The following is a 15,262-nucleotide window of genomic DNA, read 5'->3' on the forward strand; positions in this document are numbered from 1 at the left end:
TTCCACTGCCGCATGTCCGGCCCGCGTGAGGGCGATGTGTCGGGTGATTTAACGCTGTGCGAAAGCGCTCAACCGATCCGCACTACAGCGCGGGTCAACTGCGCCAACGCGTCCCGCGCAATGCTGTGGAATGCCGCGGACACATGCACGTCCTCGATGACACGCCCCCAGAACGGCACCGCCATGCCGGCCGCCGCACGCCAGTCGTCGCGCTGGTCCGGTGTCGGCAACGGCAATACGTAAGCGCGCTCCACCACCTCGCCGCTGGCCGCGGGTCGGAACGCCATCGGCAACATGTCGTAGATCGGCGCCAACGCCAGCGGCAAGGCATCGCCCAGCATCAGGCCAGCGTTGCCCAGATGCATGTCGTTGTTGCCGATCAAGGCGCCGAACCAACCGCACACGCTCAGGCGCTGCGCATCTGCGTCGCTCAGCCAGCCTTCGCGCTGCAGTTGCGGTGCGAACGACCACCAGTCGATGCGCCCATGGCCGAAGTAGGCCGCATCCACCGCGGCCAACGAGACGAAGCCGCGCCGTCCCAGCACAGGCGTGCGGTCGAACCGCGTGGACTGCAGGAACACGCGACCGTCGCTCTCGAGCAGTTCGCTCTCGGCGGCGGCGATACCGTGCGCACGCAGGATGTCGCTGGCCAGGTGTTCACACCGCAGCAGGTCGCTCCAACGCTGCGCGGCCGGCGTGCCGGCACGCTCGCTGAACTTGACGATGACTGCGGTGTAGCCGCCTTCCGTGTGCAGGATTGCGGTGAACTTCGGTTGTTCGCCTCCTGCCGACGAGCCCACCGCCTCGCCACGCAAGACGGCGTTGGCGCGCTGCGGATAATGCTGAGATCGCTGCGCCTTCTCCAGCGCATCAGCCGGCTGCAGGGCGGCCTGTTGCGCACGCTGCAAGGCGAACTCGCCCAGGACCAGGTCGCCGGGCTGATCGTCGCCATGCCGCAGCAACGACAGGACGACATCGTCAGGCTGCCAGCGCTGCAGATCCTGCGGCGCGCCGATGTCTTCGGCGACGCGCCGTGCGAAGGCACGGCCGAGGAAGCCTTGCGGGCGCTGATCGTCCAGGAACCACGGCAGCCCTGGGAACACGCCATCGGCGAATTCACCATGCACCAGAACCGGTCGCGCGTTCTGCGGAACGAACAGAAATCCATCGCCGTGCATGGCATGGAGATCGCCAAGCGTCTCGGCGCGCCCGTCAGGACGCAGACGGAACAGGGGCCAGTGTCGGCCTGCCCGGCCCAACGTGCGGCTGAGCGCGTAGCGCGTGGCGCGCGCCTTGCCGATCCGCAGCACCTGATCGCCGGCAGCGCTGAGCAGACGCGAGACCGTCGGCTGGCTGACGCCGAACGCCGCTGCGATACCAGGCGCCGTCGCTGCCCCCTCATGGCGCAGAAAAGCAATCAGATCGCGTAGCCGGGCCTCGCTCATTCCCGGATTGAATAGATTTATGAATAGATAGTCAAGAGAACTAGACTTGTAAGCGCCTGTATTCCTTGACCCTTACTTCGATACCGGCCCACTGATGACTGTTCTTTTGAATAGATCCCTGAAGCGATGGATGGCCAGCCTGCCGAATCTCAGGCGATCGCCCTACCGGCGCTCGCCTGACTGCTCGATCCGGCAGCAATGCAAGCGGCGAGGTTACGTCCAGTTGTCGTTGCCGAAGTCGCCGTCGTCCTGGAAGTCCTGGCCCATGTCCTGCTGCGGCGTGTCGTCGTAGTAGTTGTTGGTGATGTTCTCGACCACGGTTTCCTGCGGCGCGCCGCCGCCGAACAAACCACCGCCGTGGTGGCCGCCCAGCAGGCTTTCCACGCCCTCGAACAGGAACATGCCGCCGGCCACGCCGGCCGCCGTGGTGGCCGCGGTACTGAGGAAGCTGGGGCCACGCGCGGCGGCCGGTGCCGGCGTCGGCTCCGCGGCCGCAGCGCCACCACCGAACCAGCGCTCGCGCCAGCCGGGCGCACCAGCCCCGGCGACGCCTGTGGCGGCGGGCGCAGGCGGCAACGGCGGCGGCGCCGCATTGAAGCCCTGGCCCAGGAAGCTGGCCGGCGGCGGCGGGGGCGTGGCCGCCTGCTGCAACTGCGCGATCTGCGCCTTGGCGGCCTCCAGCGCGTGCTCCAGCAGCAAGGTGCGCTGCACCAGCAGATACGCGGCATCGGGTTGATCGGCCAGGCGCGCGTGGATCAGCGCGTCGGCCTGCGGATCTTTGGCCACCCCGCCGGCGCTGCGCAGGCGCGCCAGGAAGTCTTCGAGAAGCTGCTGTTCTTGCGGAGTCATACCCGTACCTGGATGCGATGACCGGCCCAGTGCCGGCACGGCACGGTATGGGCATGGCCCGCGCGGCGCCAAGGGCATGGCCTCCGCGCCAGTGCGCCGGCATTCATCCAGGCGCGACCTCTCGCAGCCACCGACGTGTGGGCGGCCCATGACTTGCGACGGGGCCGGCCGAAGCATGACGATCGTTGCAGTCAAACAGGGCGCAGAACCACGAGAGACGGCCACACCAAGCGGCGGGATCCTACAGGCGGCATCGGCACCACTGGCGGTTCTTTCCGAAGCGAGGCGGCTGCGCGATACGTCTGCCAGGGCGCGGCGCTCCGCACCTGCAGGTTCGGCGCTACTCCGACTTGGCCGTCCCGGAGGACGACGCATCCCGCGGCAGGCGCGCCGCCCACATGTTGTCGACCAGGTTCGGATACGGCCGGCCGTTCTCCTCGGCGCGCTGCTTCGCCGCCGCCTTCTGCGACGACGACAACGGCTGGCTGCGCTGACCGCGCGGATTCGGCTTCTTCCACGGAGGCGTTTTGGACGAGGGCATGGGCGTCGGGGCAAACGGAGACGGGCCATCGTGATCCCACCGCGCGTACGCAAGCAGTGAAGGCCTGCCGGTAGCGCCGATAAGCTGCATGCGCTACCTACTCCGAGTCCACCCCCGCCAGCGCGAACACCCACCGCGGCACCACGGGTTCACCAGCATAGAAGTCCTTGGGCTTGTCCTCAGCCATCGCCCAACGGTGCAGCCAACTAATCCCGCCGGGGCCAGTATAGCCCTCGGCATGGGTGTAGGCAGGGTCGCGCAACGCTTCATCCAGGGAAATGAATGCGTAGCCACGGCGGCGCGTGGCCGCGACCAGCTCGGGGAAGGCGGCAGCGTTGAGCGCGTTGGCGTGCATCAGCCACACCTGCGGGATGCGGCGGCCGAACAGGGCCTGCGATTCGCGCTCGAAGAAGTCCAGCTTGTTGAGCATATACGGCACATAGCCCTTGCGCAGGCGCAGCAGCATGGCATCGCGCGCCGGGCCGGGCGGCTCGTCCAGCACATGCGCGTAGGCGAACGCCCAGACCCACTCGCCGCTGTCCACGGTGACCGGCGCGATGCGGTAGCCATGCGCGGCCAGGAAGCCGTTGACCGCCTCACGGTCGGCGACGCTGCGGCCGGTGGCCAGATACGGATGACGGAACCACTGCAGCGACTGGCCACGCTCCGTGAGCAACGGCCGCAACGTACGCTCGCCACGCACGATCGCGTCCTCGTACACCGGCACGCCCACCCGGTGCAGGTTCACATGGCCGTAAGTGTGGTTGCCCAGCGCATAGCCGGCATCCAGCCAGTCGCGCAGCATCGCCACGCGTTGCGGCTGCACTTGACCGTCCTGCTCCAGCTTGTCCTCGTTGACGAAGCCGACGATGGGTACCTGCGCCTGCCGCAGCGAGGCCATCAACTGCGCATGCAGCGCCGGCAACTGGGCAGGCGGCGTCTGCTCGATGCGCTGCCACGGCAGGTCGTCGATGGTCACCGCGATGCGGCGCGTGTCGTCCTGGGCCTGAGCGAATGCGGCGAGGCACAGCAGGGCCGGCAGCAACAGGCAGCGAAGTACTCTCATCGGACGCCCCCAGTATGGAGTTGCCAGTCTATACGCACACATCCGGACGACACCAAGGAGCACCTGTCAGCCGGTTGCGCGCCCTGCCTGGCCGACTCACCTGCAAGAGCCAGGCACCGAAGATTCAACTCCCTGCGTGCGCGTTGCCACGATCCTGCGAGCAGGATAAAGGAGAGCGGCGTTCCAGGTTCCGAGCCAGCACCCTCACCAGCTGCTCGCGCGCCAAGCGCTTTCGTGCAGGCGACAGGGCCGGCAGGATTTCCACAAGCGCATCGCTGAGCGGCAGCGACCAGGTCGCCTTGGGGCCATCCATCGCCTCATCTCTTCGGATCCCAGGCACACCGTGGATCCACGCCAGCATGAACGGCTTCTGCGACTGCGAATGGAACACCAGCGGCGCACCACGTTCGGGCACGATGCGGATCGTCATGGACGGGCTATCGTCGGTCCATGGAATAGTTTCGCCATAGAGCCGCTCGAGCGCGTCTCTCACGCCATCTCCATTCACTTGCGCGGCACGCAGTTGGCGCTGTTGTAGGGGTGGACAATCCCGATCGACAAACAGCGCATTGCGGATTCTGGCGATGGTCGCTGGCTCCATCGCCCGCTGCTGCAACGCGCCCAGCCCGGTCGCGCGATCGATGCGAGGCGCGCGTGCCGCCGCGAACAGCGCCATCACCTTGTCCGTAGCGACCACCTGCTCGGCGTGCCTCGCCCCATCCTGATCCGTCCAGCGCATGACAAACCCCATGCCGTTGCGCGCCGGAACCAATTGGAAACGTTCATCGACGTACCCCCACCCCATGTATTTGTATTGGATCGAGACCGAGGCGATCCTGATCGGGGCTTGCCGCCCGGTCGGCGCCGCAGCACGTCCTGCAGCAAGCAGCCAGAGCGATGCCACGGCAACGACGATGACCAACGCGATACGCATGCGACTCCCCCCAAGTGCAGGCAACCTAATCTACCTTTCATGCAGAGGGAAGCCGCCAGCGCCGGAATCTCCTTTTCGCACGTCCAATCGACACGGACCGCGGGCGCCGCGGAACGGGTGCGCGCGCGATGCAGAACACGCGAGGCGCCGGCACTCGCGCCGCCATGGCACCATGCAGATGCGCCGACTCGCGCGCGGACCCGAACAAACGGAAATGACGGAATGAGGAAACCGCTTTGGCTGGTCTGGACGTGCCTGCTGCTCGCCGGGTGCACGAACACGGCGCAGGCGCCCGCGGCAGCGTCTGCAACGAAGGAGGCCACCACGCAACCGGCACCACCTCCCGCACGCACGGTAGCGACGCAGCTCGGTGGTCAGCGCGGCAGCGGTGCGCCGTACGAACTGGCCGGGACCGAAGTGTGGGATGTCCCCGATCGCTTGTCCGGCCGCACCTACCAGGTGTTCGTGGCGTTGCCTGCCGGCTATGTGGATCACCCCGAGCGGCGCTACCCGGTGCTGTACGCCACCGATGCCGACTACGCGTTTCCGGTGGCGCGGCAGATTGCGCGGCGCTTGAACGGCGAAGGTCCGGCTATCGAGGACTTCATCCTGGTCGGCTTGTCGTATGCACTCGGCGATGAACCGATGCCAAGCCGTCGCCGCGACTACACGCCCACCACCGAGGCCGGCGATGTTGCGGCCGCCGGCGCCACTCACGGGGGTTCCAGCACCTACATTGCGTACTTGCGCGGTCAAGTGCTCCCTTTCGTTGCGCAGCACTATCGCACCGATGAAGCGCGGCGCCTGTTCCTTGGCCATTCCTACGGCGGCCTGCTCGGTACGCAGATCCTGCTGAGCACACCCGAGCTGTTTTCCGGCTACATCCTGGGCAGTCCATCGTACTGGTTCGGCGAACATGCCATGCGCGCGGAGGAGGCCCGCTTCGCTTCCAGTCACCGCGATCTTCCGGCACAGGTCTACGTGTATGTAGGCGAGTACGAACAGCGCCGCTACGGCAAGCGCTACGACATGGTGACCGACGCGCAGCAGATGGTGCAGACCTTGCGTGGACGGCACTATCCGTCGCTGCGCCTGCAGTTGGACGTGTTGGACGACGAGGATCACCTGAGCGTTGCGCCGCGCGGGCTCACCCATGGCTTGAAGTTTCTGCTGGGTGTTCCGCGGCAGTGAGGCGCGGCGCGCACGCCGCCGGTCGGGCGGATGCTGCATCTCCACATGGCGTTGTCGCGGCTGAAACCGCTCCTACAGGTGCCGGCCGGCCGCCGTTAAAGGTCTTCTAAAGCAACGCCATTTACCGGCACGTATTCGCAGAGGTTTACTGAAGGCACCGCGCAAAAGCCGGTCAATACTTGAGCGCATCCGCCGTCGGCGCCAATGGCGCGAAGCGTGCGCCGCTGAAATCGTGCAGCAACTGGAAGGCCGGCTCCCCCCGCTGCGCCACCTCGCCGAAGTCGCTCTTGCGCAAGCGATACAGCCCGCCCTCGCGCGCAAACACCAGGTCGCTGCCGTCCCAGTCGGCCCAGTCGCTGCCCGGCAGGTCGACCAGCACGGTGCCGTCGCGGTCCAGCACCCGGTGATCCTGGCCATACCAGGCATGGTTTTCCTGGCCGACCGCATGCAGCAGCGACTGCAGGCGGCGGCCATTGGCGCCGAGCTTCTCGCGCACGCGCGGGCGGCTGAAGCGGAACAATGCGCCGCTGCGCAACCCGCCACGTTCGCCCTCGCCGTCATCGCGCAACTGCCAGCCATCGCGCTCGCGCAACACGCCGTCGATCGGCTCGTCCTCGCCGCCGCCCGAATGCGTGCCGAACGGCCGCACCTGCAGATGGTGCGGCAACTGGAAGCCGGTCGGCATCGGAAAAGGATCCCGCCCCTCGCGTGGCCGGTGGTTCAACAACAAGGTCCGCTCGTCCTCGAACATCCCGCCGCCGCCCCAGCAGTCGCCCTTCGGCCACAGCGCCAGCGCAGTGAAGAACGGCGGCCGCGACAACGCCGTCCAGGTGCCGAAGTCGCCGCGCTGCTTAGAGGCGAAATACACCAGCAGCCGCCCCGACGGCGACAGATCGCAACGCCGCTCGTAGATGCGGCCCTTGAACCACTGGCCGTGCACGAACGTGTCGTCGCGCAGATCCCAGTGGATAAGCTGCACCTGCTTGCTCGGCCCGCGGCGGAAGATCACCCCGATGCGCGCCTCGCGCGCCAGCAAGGCGAACAGGCGGGTTGACGGCGGGCACTGCAACGCTGGGGATTGTGCGGGCTCCATCTGCGGATCTCCTCGCAGGACACGGCTGTCACAGTGGCAGACCCGCGGCACCGCGACAACCGCCGCCGGCGCGCCGCATTCGCGACGCGCATGCCACCACCGATGTCCGCAAACGGCGGGCCACCCGGGCCCGCCTCTACCGCGTCGCGCTACTTGGCGATCACCGACGTCCCCGACGGCACCATGTAGCAGGCCTGCGCCTTGGCACAGGCCTCGGCGTTGATCTCGGCGATCTGGCTGGCCAGGTACTGCTCCGGGGTCAGGCCCATGCGGTTGCGGTAGGCATTGTCCGCATCGGCCTTGGCCACCTGCTCCTGCTCGCGCTGGCGCTCGGCGGTGGTGGCTTCCACCAGGGTCTTGACCCGCTGCTGCTGCGCCGCGGTCAGGTTCATCTGCTGCAGCACGTCGGGATTGGGACGGGCACGGCCGAGGGTGATGTTCTGGATCTGGATTGGCAGGCCCTGCTCCTTGACCAGGGCGCGCACGTTCTCGGTCACCGCCTCGTCGATCTTCCGTGCACTGTCCGGGTCGCTCATCATCCGCGTCATGTCGTAGCGCTTCACCTGATCGCGCACGATCGCCGCGTACTGGCTGGCGACGTTGTTCTTGAACCAGTCCTGGCCGAAGCCGGACAGCAGCCGCGCTGGCGCGGTGATCCGGTATTGGATCTGCGTGGAGAAGTCCAACAGGATGTTGTCGCTGGACGAGAAGTCGTCGAAGGCCACCTGTACCGTCTGCGGCGTGGTGTCCACGTACACTGCCGAGGTCGTCATCCACGTGTAGGTGCGGCCGGGATCGCGCACGTCGTCCAGGCGGATGCCGCCCTTGCCGAACAGCAGCGGCTTGTCCACCAGCACCGCCTGCTGCCCCGGATCGGGCGAGACCACGGTACAGCCGCACAGCAAGGCCGCCACGGCCGCGGCCAGCATGGAATATTTCATCGATGTCCCCCTGAAGGACGGCGCCGCGCGCCGTCGTGTGCGGGGGATGCTAGCGTATCGAGGGGTGCAAGGCATCTGCTGGTCTGCCGACGCCAGGCAGGCGCCACTCATCTCGCGCCGCGTCGTGCGTTCAAGGCTGACGCCGGCAAGCTGAAGCCCAGAAGACGTAAGGCTCAGTGCTTCGAACTGGCAGGCGCAATCGCGCGGCACTGTGCGAGCAGCGCCTCACCGGCGGGGCTTTCCCTCGTCATGGGGAGGTCGCCAAAGACCTGAAGCACCTCGGTCCGCACACGTTCGGCGCTCTCGGATGAATCGACAAGATGCGGATCGTCCGACGCCATGCCGAAGCCCGGCAGCGCCGAAGGCTCCAGATGTCCCAATGCCACCAGTTGCCCGCACAGCCCATAGAGGTAGGCAGCGTACTCGTTCCCAGCCAGCGACACGTCGCCAGCGGCGAACATGCCCACGTGGAAGCCCTCATGTGCCACCAGATCGGCGACGTTGGCCAGCGTCGCCTCTTCGCTCGGCAGCACCGGCACGATGAGGACGAGCTTCGGCCCTCTGCCCACCCTGTAGAAGGTCGCCTGGTAGTTCACCCGACTGGGCACGACGAGCAACGTGATGGCGATGTTCTGCACGTGCGACTGGGCGCTGACCAACGCGAGTGCCTCGGAGGCGACGCGGCAGACCAGCTCAGGCGTGCGCTCCAGTCCCTTGGCAAAGGCCACCTTGATGCGGCGATCGCTGCAGACGATGCGTTTTTTGAAGTGCAGAGGCTGCGCGTGCCCCTGTGTCGCGACCTGAGAACGTGTCAGGAACAAGCCCATCCCATTGGTGGCACTGTGCTTGTTCATGCCCTCGACGGAGAGGCGCGGTGCATCCGCCGCCAGCGCTTGCGTGCAGATGAGTGCCACCCAGATGCATTGGGAGACCAGCAGATGCGCCAAACTGCGCCTGCGCACGTTGTGCTGCAACCTCATGACCGAGTCAACCCGCATCGAAAGCCGTTCCCTGAGGTGCGTGGTGTAGAGGCCGCTGATGCCCAGCACCCTGTGGTCCGGATGATCCAGCGGGGAGAGAGCGCATAGGCAACCTGTCGATCCGGCAGGACATCTACATCAGGTCCGAGTAATCGCCGATCTGATTGCAGATCTCCACAGGCGGCTCGGCCAACTCCACCAACCGGCGCTTGCGGGTCGCTGCGTCGTTCTTCGGCGACACAATGCGATACAGCAGATACAGGCGACCCTGCACCCGCCAAAGACCAAACGTAGAGAGCTCGGAGAACTGGTATGCCTTGCCGTCCAGCCGATGTGCAGTGAAGTTGCACTCGGCGTAGCTGCCCGAGCCACAACTGGCGTCGAGCGATCGCAAGCCGCCTGTTACTCTCAGGTCGAAATGATAGGTCACCCCCACCTCGTTCCCTATGATCGTTGGCGTGATCTGCTGCGCGGACAACGATCCCCCACTACCCCAATCGGCGGCTTGCCTACAGATTGCGTCTCCAGACACTGCTGCCACCACGTCGCCGGCAGGGGCACTGGCACATCCGGTCAACAAGAAGGCGAACAGTCCCCGCCAACAGCAAAATCTCGCCATCGCTCCCTCCCTGATGCCCCGGCGGCTGTGAAATGGCAGGTCTGGCTTACCTCCCCCTAAAACGTAGCCGAGCGCGTGGAGCACTGTCCATCTCCACCAGCTTGACCTGGCCTGCCAAGGGCCGCTTTTGGCTCACTCAGGGGCCGTCTGGCAGAAGTGCGCCATCCCGCGCCCTTCGGCCGAGTCCCTGGTCACCAAGCCATCCCGCATGAACCGCATCAGATCTTTGGCAACCAAGATTCCCGCAGCGTTGGATGCGTTGACGCTTTCAGAAATACCCTCGGCCCGCTTTGGAAGCGCAATGGATGGTAGATCCTTGCTCCTCACCCATCCCAGTGCCTGCAGTTGCGCGCATGCGCCCATCGTGTAAGCCAGGCGTTCTTCCTTTTGCATCTCGGACGTCGTGCCGCTGAGGCCACGCAGCAGGTGGAATGTTTCGTGTGCCGTTGTGGAGACGACGTTCGCGGCGGCCAAGTCGCTTTCCTTGTCTAGTGCGAATGCATAGCGCGTGCTAGCCCCGCCCGCTGTTGCGAGCGATGACGTGCGGGCAATGAGTTGCCGCCCTGGACTGATCAGATCCACAGTCAGCTTCAACTCCAGGTCGGGCAAGTCGGACGCAGCGACGGCGTACTGAAGTGCCGCCAGCACTGCACCACAGGCCGGCGCAGCATAGGGCTCTGCACTCTCCTGCCGTCGCAAGGCGACGTGCAGCGTTCCGCTGCGACACTCGTCAGTGACAGCGAACTTTTCGGCCGCGCGTGCGCTACCAGGCAACACGCTCACGGTTCTGACCACGAACACCGGCCCGATCCTGGTCACCGCCGTGGCGTGCGCGCCCTCTTTGGCGATCAAGTTGGCAGGTGGCGCCTCGATCGAGGTGCAGGCAGGCAACAGCAAAAGCGCCGTGGCCAGTGCGATGGCGCAGACGTGCCACCGCGCCGCACGCGGCGCATGCCGTATCAGCGCGACGTCGATGGCCACTGCTGGCCCAGCGCCGCCACCGCGCGTTCGAGCACGGGGTCGTTGCCGTCGCGTAGGTCGGTGCGGGTCGGTGCGGCCACGATGTCCGGCAGCACGCCGACGCCGACGAAGTCGGTGCCGTCGGGGTAGCTGTCGCGTTTGACGCAGATCCGCGCCGAACCGCCGCCGGGCAGGGTCAGCAGCAACGGCTGGCCGGTGCTCCCGCCTGTCGCCTGCCCCACCAATGGGCCGCGCCGCATCAGCCGGAACACCGCCGCCGTGTCCTCGCCGGCGGAGAACGTGCCCGCGTCCACCAGCATCGCCACCGGGCCGGAATAGGCGTTCGGTTCGGGTGCCACCGGCTCTTGTTGCACCGGCCGCCACTCGATCAGCCTGGCCCCGCGTGCCTGCGCCAGCGACGAGCCGTTGTCGCGCTCGACAGAGCGCAGCGATGGCAACGGTGCCGCGGCGATATAGCGCAGGATCTGCAAGCCGAACCACGTGTTGCCGCCACCATTGCCGCGCAGGTCCAGGACCAGTCCGCGCGCGGTACGCACGCGCGGCAGTGCCTGCTTGAGCGCCTGCAGGCTGGCATCGTTCTCCAACTGCGACACACGCAGCACCGCCACGCCATCGCGGCGAATGCGCAGCAGCGGCGCCTCCGGCATCTTCATCGTGGCGTAGCCGCTTCGGTCGGCACGCACCTCGCTGCGGTGCCCGTCAGCGTGCTCCACCGACAGCCGCACCGGGGTGGCGGCATCGCCGGCCAGCAAGGCGTAGGTATACATGCGCAATTGCAGGTCTTGCGGGGTGGAACTGCTGAGCTGCGGACGCACCACCCGCTGCGCGTACTGCTCCACCGGCTCGCCGTCGATCGCGAGGATGCGGTCACCGCGTGCCACCCCTTGGCGGCGCAGCGCGGCATCACTGACCGAGGTCACCACCACCTCCCCGTCCAGCCAGGCCGTCCGCAGCCCGGGACGGGCATACCAATGGTCCTCCAGCTCCTTGGGCGGCAGGATCCCGGTGTGTCCGTCGTGCAACTGCGCCAGGAAGCGCGCCAGCACGCGGTAGTAGGCGTCGGTATCCGCCGCGCGCTGGGCCAGCGGCAGCGTCTCCAGGTACAGGCGGTCCCAGTCCAGGTCGGGAACGTGGTCGAACCAGACGAAGCGCTCGCGCGCGGCCATCCACACCTGCGACAACCCGGCCACGCGCTGGGCTTCGGTCAGCTGCACGGCGTGAGGCACCGCGATCGAGGGCGCCTTACCTCGGCCAGGCGCGGATCGTCCAGCAACGCCGCCGTCGCCGGGTCCTTGTCCACCACGAAGTCGATCAGCCCCTCATGCCAGGACATCGCGTCCAAAGCGCGCCAGGCCGCCACCGCCGCGTCGCGGTCGCCGAGCCACACCTGCACCCGCACCAGATCGCCCAGCAGGTTCAGGCGGCGGAAGCGCAGCGTCTTGCTGCCCTCGGCGAGCGCTGCGACCGTCGGATCGTCGAGATACTGCAAGCCCTGCTGCAGGGCATCGCGTGCCTGCAGCAGGTCCTCACGCGTGCTCTTGGCACCGTGCTCGCTGAGCTGACTGGCCCGGTCGCGGAAAGCGGTAGCGCGTGCATAGGCCTGATCGGCCGGCGTTTCCGCCGCCCCCACCGACGGCAACAGCAGCAACCACAACAACGCACCCCATCCGTAGCTTCGCATCGCACCCTCGCGCTCGAGCGTTTGAATCGCAGGCTGCAGTATCGGGCATCTGGCGCGCGCAAGCATCTGGACGACGCTGGGCCGCTGCGGCGACCAAGGGACAAGAGCCTGTCATGAGCCGCGCTCTCCTTCGCCCGGTTCGTCGCCAGGGGTGAACTGCAATCCACTACCGGCATCGCGCCCCTGGCGCATCCAGCGCCAGACGATTGAGCGCCTGATTCCTAGACGCCAATGTTGGCGGACCGCCACCTGGCCATCGTGCACGCAGCGAGAACCAACATCGGCCTGTGCCGCGAAGGCGCAATGCAGCAGTAAGTGCGGCTCGCAGCCGAACCTTTACAGGACCGCGGCACTAATCGGGTGCTGATAGCGCAGGCAGGCTATCCCATCTGATGTGGTCGGGCCTGGATCTGGTCCCGCTGCTCCACACCTTGTGCCAGGTTCTGGCGTTGCGCCTCGTTCAACGACTGCAGCTGCGCCAGCGTCTCCTCAACCGGCTTGCGCAGCGCATCCTCGGTCCGCATGTGCGCACGCAGGTGTGCGGGGTCGTTCAGCGCTCCCTGGACAACGAACAGGTTCTCGCCTGCCCGCACATTGCGCGAGTCCTGGCTGAGTACCACGTGGTCGATACGGGAGAGGCCGCTTTCTTTTGCAAGGTATGCGGCACTTGCCGCCAACTTGGCGCTGTTGCCGTCGTAATCCCGCCCCAAGCCTTGCTCCAACTTCACCACCGCGGACTCCGCCTGCTGCAGCAATGGGTCGCGTGGTAACTCAGGCCCTGCACCGGCGAGCCTCCCGGACGCGCGCTGCTCGCCTTGCGTCCCATTCTCGGTGATGACCTTCTGCAGGATGGTCTGCTTCGGCATCGGATTGTGATGCTCTTTGTTGAGTTCGCTTCCCGGCTTTGGCGCGGGGATGCTTTGAACGTCGTCCTTGTTGCTCAGCGGCTTGAGGTCGCCTTCGAACTTTTCATCGATGGCGCCATGGCGATCTCGACGGTGCAGCCCGGCGTAGTTGAGCGCGCCCCAGGTGAAGTCGATGCAACTGTTCGTCGTACCGCTGTACTTCATATCGAAGCCGTGCTTTTGCGGTGCGTCGCCAAAGGCGCGCAGCCGGTCGTACTGCTCCCGGCTGATTTCCATGGTGCGGCTGTAGTAGGGATCCTTGTAATCCCGCAGATCCCTGTCGTACACCTTGCCCTGACCACTGGAGCTTCCGTGTTCGACAGGCGCAAAGCCGTAGCTATCAACCTGCTTTCCATCGGAAAGCGTGTAATACATGTGTCCCGCCGCAGACGTTCCGCCGGATAACGTCAACGGTGTGCCGGGGGCAGCCAGATAGACAGTGACCGTGTACCGCGGTGTAGGCTCGCTCATGGTGCTACGCCTCCCTATTGCGCCTTGGCGGTGAAGGCAACCAGCAGTTCCGGGTGTGTCTCTTCCAAGGCACGAACATTGCCCCCGAAGCGAACGGACACCCGGTAGCGACCAGGCGGTGTATCGCGAACAAAGGCCAGATCCATTTCACGATAAGTAGCACCTGGCGCGATCAATCCAGCGGTGCGCATCGTCGGCTCATCTGCATTCGCCTTGAGGAGACCTGGCACATGCCCGTCGCGGTCCAATGCTACCGTCTGGTACTCGGTGCGCCCAACCAGTTCGCTCCGCTGCAATACCACGGGCTCCTCGCCTGCCGCCGTCAACCGAGAGAGATGGACCTGCGCGGTGACGCCGGCGTCGCGTAAGCGGTCCACTGTGGACAGTGCAGCCTCAGCATCCGGGGCCGTTACCCTCACCCCAATGAAGATAGGCGGTTCCGGATCATCGGCCTGGGCGGGAACATCGAAATCCAGCGTGATGGCATCAGCCAACACTTGCGGGCTCAGCGGCCTGACCAACGGCACGGTGGTTCTCATTACAGATTCCTCCTTGGCATGCGGCGCTCGGTCCGGCGCTGGGGGCTGAGCCGAGTCAGCCTGGCATCCTGTCAATTGCAGCGTCGCGGCAATGAAGAGGATGCCGATCAGGTGCTTCGCTGTCAGCATGACACGCTCGCTTCGATTCTCTTGCGCTAGAGAATAGTCCGGCCGGCAAGTCGGCGCGAGTATGCCGTCGCGCACGCGGACGCTCGCTGCACCCTGTTCGGTCCAACGGCGTTGGGCAGACCTTGTCTTACAAAGCGCCCGCGCCACGCCAATGTAGCCAGGATCAATGTAGCCATCCGCCTCCCGCAGGCGGCGCCTCGGATTCCAACGCATAGACCGCCCGCTCTTCGCGGATTCGGTTCGACGCCGGTTCGCGCAGCGGCTGGTGTGCGATCTGCAGCAGCAGTTCACGCACATCGTTCGCCGCGGCACAGAGCGTGCTGCCCACTTCCGGCAACGTCTGGCCGGCACGCTCGGCCGCATCGCCAGCCACCACCATCCGGGCATTGGCGGAGACGGTCTCGGCCAGTTGTGTGAGCCTGTCGATCTGCTGCTGCGTCACGCGGAACGTGCCGCTGCCAGCATCCGCTGCTGCCTGGACAGTGGCATCGGACCAAGTGCCACGGGTCGTGTCGGTCCGCTGGGCGGGATAGGACAGCGCGCCCAGCACCAGGTCCACTTGCTCGGCCAGCAGCTCCAGGCAGAGCGCCAGTTCGCCCATGCGTACCTTGGGTTCGGCGGCGCGCTCCTCGTCCGGCGTACGCGGCTGCGCAAGCCGGACCAAGAACCTCACGTGATCACGCAGCTTCGCCAGCCGGAACTGGCTGTCCTCCGGCAGGAAATAGCCGGGCATGTCGTCGTCGTCCAAACGGTCGTGCGCCATCGTTGCCTCCTCGTTCCATGAAGGGGTCCGGCCGCCACGCATGGCGGACGGGAAGTCGGGAGGTTCGAAACCGCACAGAGCCGGCGGGCATATTCCCCCGAAGGGTGTTGTATTAGCCGCCCTCCCGACGCAGG

The 15,262-nt window shown here is 66.3% G+C and carries 16 protein-coding genes; 1 reads left to right on the forward strand and 15 read right to left on the reverse strand.

All coding sequences use genetic code 11. The features are described from left to right. Positions 1 to 68: 68 nt before the first annotated feature. The 5 genes from yjjJ to SLW55_RS04815 all read right to left on the reverse strand — a co-directional run bounded on the left by yjjJ (position 69) and on the right by SLW55_RS04815 (position 4,835). Entirely contained in the window at positions 69 to 1,445 is a 1,377-nt protein-coding gene (gene yjjJ, locus SLW55_RS04795; protein ID WP_320744723.1) for a type II toxin-antitoxin system HipA family toxin YjjJ, read from the reverse strand. A 213-nt stretch (positions 1,446 to 1,658) separates the two neighbouring features. Next, positions 1,659 to 2,294 (reverse strand): DUF2076 family protein, encoded by a 636-nt coding sequence (locus tag SLW55_RS04800; protein ID WP_043093480.1) that lies wholly within the window; start codon positions 2,292 to 2,294, stop codon positions 1,659 to 1,661. 340 nt (positions 2,295 to 2,634) lie between these two features. Continuing rightward, positions 2,635 to 2,835, reverse strand: a complete 201-nt coding sequence (locus tag SLW55_RS04805; RefSeq protein ID WP_082028787.1) for a hypothetical protein — start codon at positions 2,833 to 2,835, stop codon at positions 2,635 to 2,637. Between the two features lie 97 nt (positions 2,836 to 2,932). Beyond that, on the reverse strand, positions 2,933 to 3,901 hold the full coding sequence (locus tag SLW55_RS04810) for a polysaccharide deacetylase family protein (protein WP_320744726.1): 969 nt from the start codon (positions 3,899 to 3,901) through the stop codon (positions 2,933 to 2,935). Positions 3,902 to 4,025: 124 nt separating this feature from the next. Further along, positions 4,026 to 4,835 (reverse strand): hypothetical protein, encoded by an 810-nt coding sequence (locus SLW55_RS04815; protein WP_320744728.1) that lies wholly within the window; start codon positions 4,833 to 4,835, stop codon positions 4,026 to 4,028. A gap of 222 nt (positions 4,836 to 5,057) precedes the next feature. On the opposite strand from SLW55_RS04815, the gene SLW55_RS04820 reads away from it, so the two are divergent. After that, entirely contained in the window at positions 5,058 to 6,026 is a 969-nt protein-coding gene (locus SLW55_RS04820; RefSeq protein WP_284468868.1) for an alpha/beta hydrolase-fold protein, read from the forward strand. Between the two features lie 172 nt (positions 6,027 to 6,198). Here the strand turns inward: SLW55_RS04820 and SLW55_RS04825 are convergent, their stop codons facing one another. From SLW55_RS04825 to SLW55_RS04870, 10 genes are all read right to left on the reverse strand, one after another. Further along, the gene (locus SLW55_RS04825) at positions 6,199 to 7,119 is read right to left on the reverse strand and encodes a hypothetical protein (protein WP_267116611.1); all 921 of its coding nucleotides are present in this window, start codon (positions 7,117 to 7,119) and stop codon (positions 6,199 to 6,201) included. A gap of 149 nt (positions 7,120 to 7,268) precedes the next feature. Beyond that, the gene (locus SLW55_RS04830) at positions 7,269 to 8,048 is read right to left on the reverse strand and encodes an SPFH domain-containing protein (protein ID WP_017907998.1); all 780 of its coding nucleotides are present in this window, start codon (positions 8,046 to 8,048) and stop codon (positions 7,269 to 7,271) included. Positions 8,049 to 8,233: 185 nt separating this feature from the next. Then, positions 8,234 to 9,109, reverse strand: coding sequence for a hypothetical protein (locus SLW55_RS04835; RefSeq protein WP_320744731.1), 876 nt, complete (start codon positions 9,107 to 9,109; stop codon positions 8,234 to 8,236). A 64-nt stretch (positions 9,110 to 9,173) separates the two neighbouring features. After that, positions 9,174 to 9,470 carry a hypothetical protein gene (locus tag SLW55_RS04840; RefSeq protein WP_320744733.1) on the reverse strand — a complete coding sequence of 99 codons (297 nt, stop codon included), beginning with the start codon at positions 9,468 to 9,470 and terminating at the stop codon, positions 9,174 to 9,176. Between the two features lie 321 nt (positions 9,471 to 9,791). Beyond that, positions 9,792 to 10,640: a hypothetical protein gene (locus SLW55_RS04845; RefSeq protein ID WP_320744735.1), complete on the reverse strand. Its 849-nt coding sequence runs from the start codon at positions 10,638 to 10,640 to the stop codon at positions 9,792 to 9,794. Then, positions 10,619 to 11,854: a S41 family peptidase gene (locus SLW55_RS04850; RefSeq protein ID WP_320744737.1), complete on the reverse strand. Its 1,236-nt coding sequence runs from the start codon at positions 11,852 to 11,854 to the stop codon at positions 10,619 to 10,621. Before SLW55_RS04850 ends, SLW55_RS04845 begins: the two co-directional genes overlap by 22 nt. Beyond that, positions 11,845 to 12,297, reverse strand: a complete 453-nt coding sequence (locus SLW55_RS04855; RefSeq protein ID WP_320744738.1) for a hypothetical protein — start codon at positions 12,295 to 12,297, stop codon at positions 11,845 to 11,847. The genes SLW55_RS04850 and SLW55_RS04855 overlap by 10 nt, the downstream gene beginning before the upstream one ends. 404 nt (positions 12,298 to 12,701) lie before the next feature. After that, positions 12,702 to 13,601, reverse strand: a complete 900-nt coding sequence (locus tag SLW55_RS04860; protein WP_320744740.1) for an XVIPCD domain-containing protein — start codon at positions 13,599 to 13,601, stop codon at positions 12,702 to 12,704. Between the two features lie 110 nt (positions 13,602 to 13,711). Further along, complete coding sequence (locus tag SLW55_RS04865; RefSeq protein ID WP_295931928.1) at positions 13,712 to 14,365, reverse strand: hypothetical protein; 654 nt, start codon at positions 14,363 to 14,365, stop codon at positions 13,712 to 13,714. 163 nt (positions 14,366 to 14,528) lie between these two features. Then, positions 14,529 to 15,128, reverse strand: coding sequence for a hypothetical protein (locus tag SLW55_RS04870; protein WP_320744742.1), 600 nt, complete (start codon positions 15,126 to 15,128; stop codon positions 14,529 to 14,531). Between the last annotated feature and the right edge of the window lie 134 nt (positions 15,129 to 15,262).

Source organism: Xanthomonas sp. LF06-19, assembly GCF_034105425.1.
Taxonomy (GTDB): Bacteria; Pseudomonadota; Gammaproteobacteria; order Xanthomonadales; family Xanthomonadaceae; genus Xanthomonas_A; species Xanthomonas_A sontii.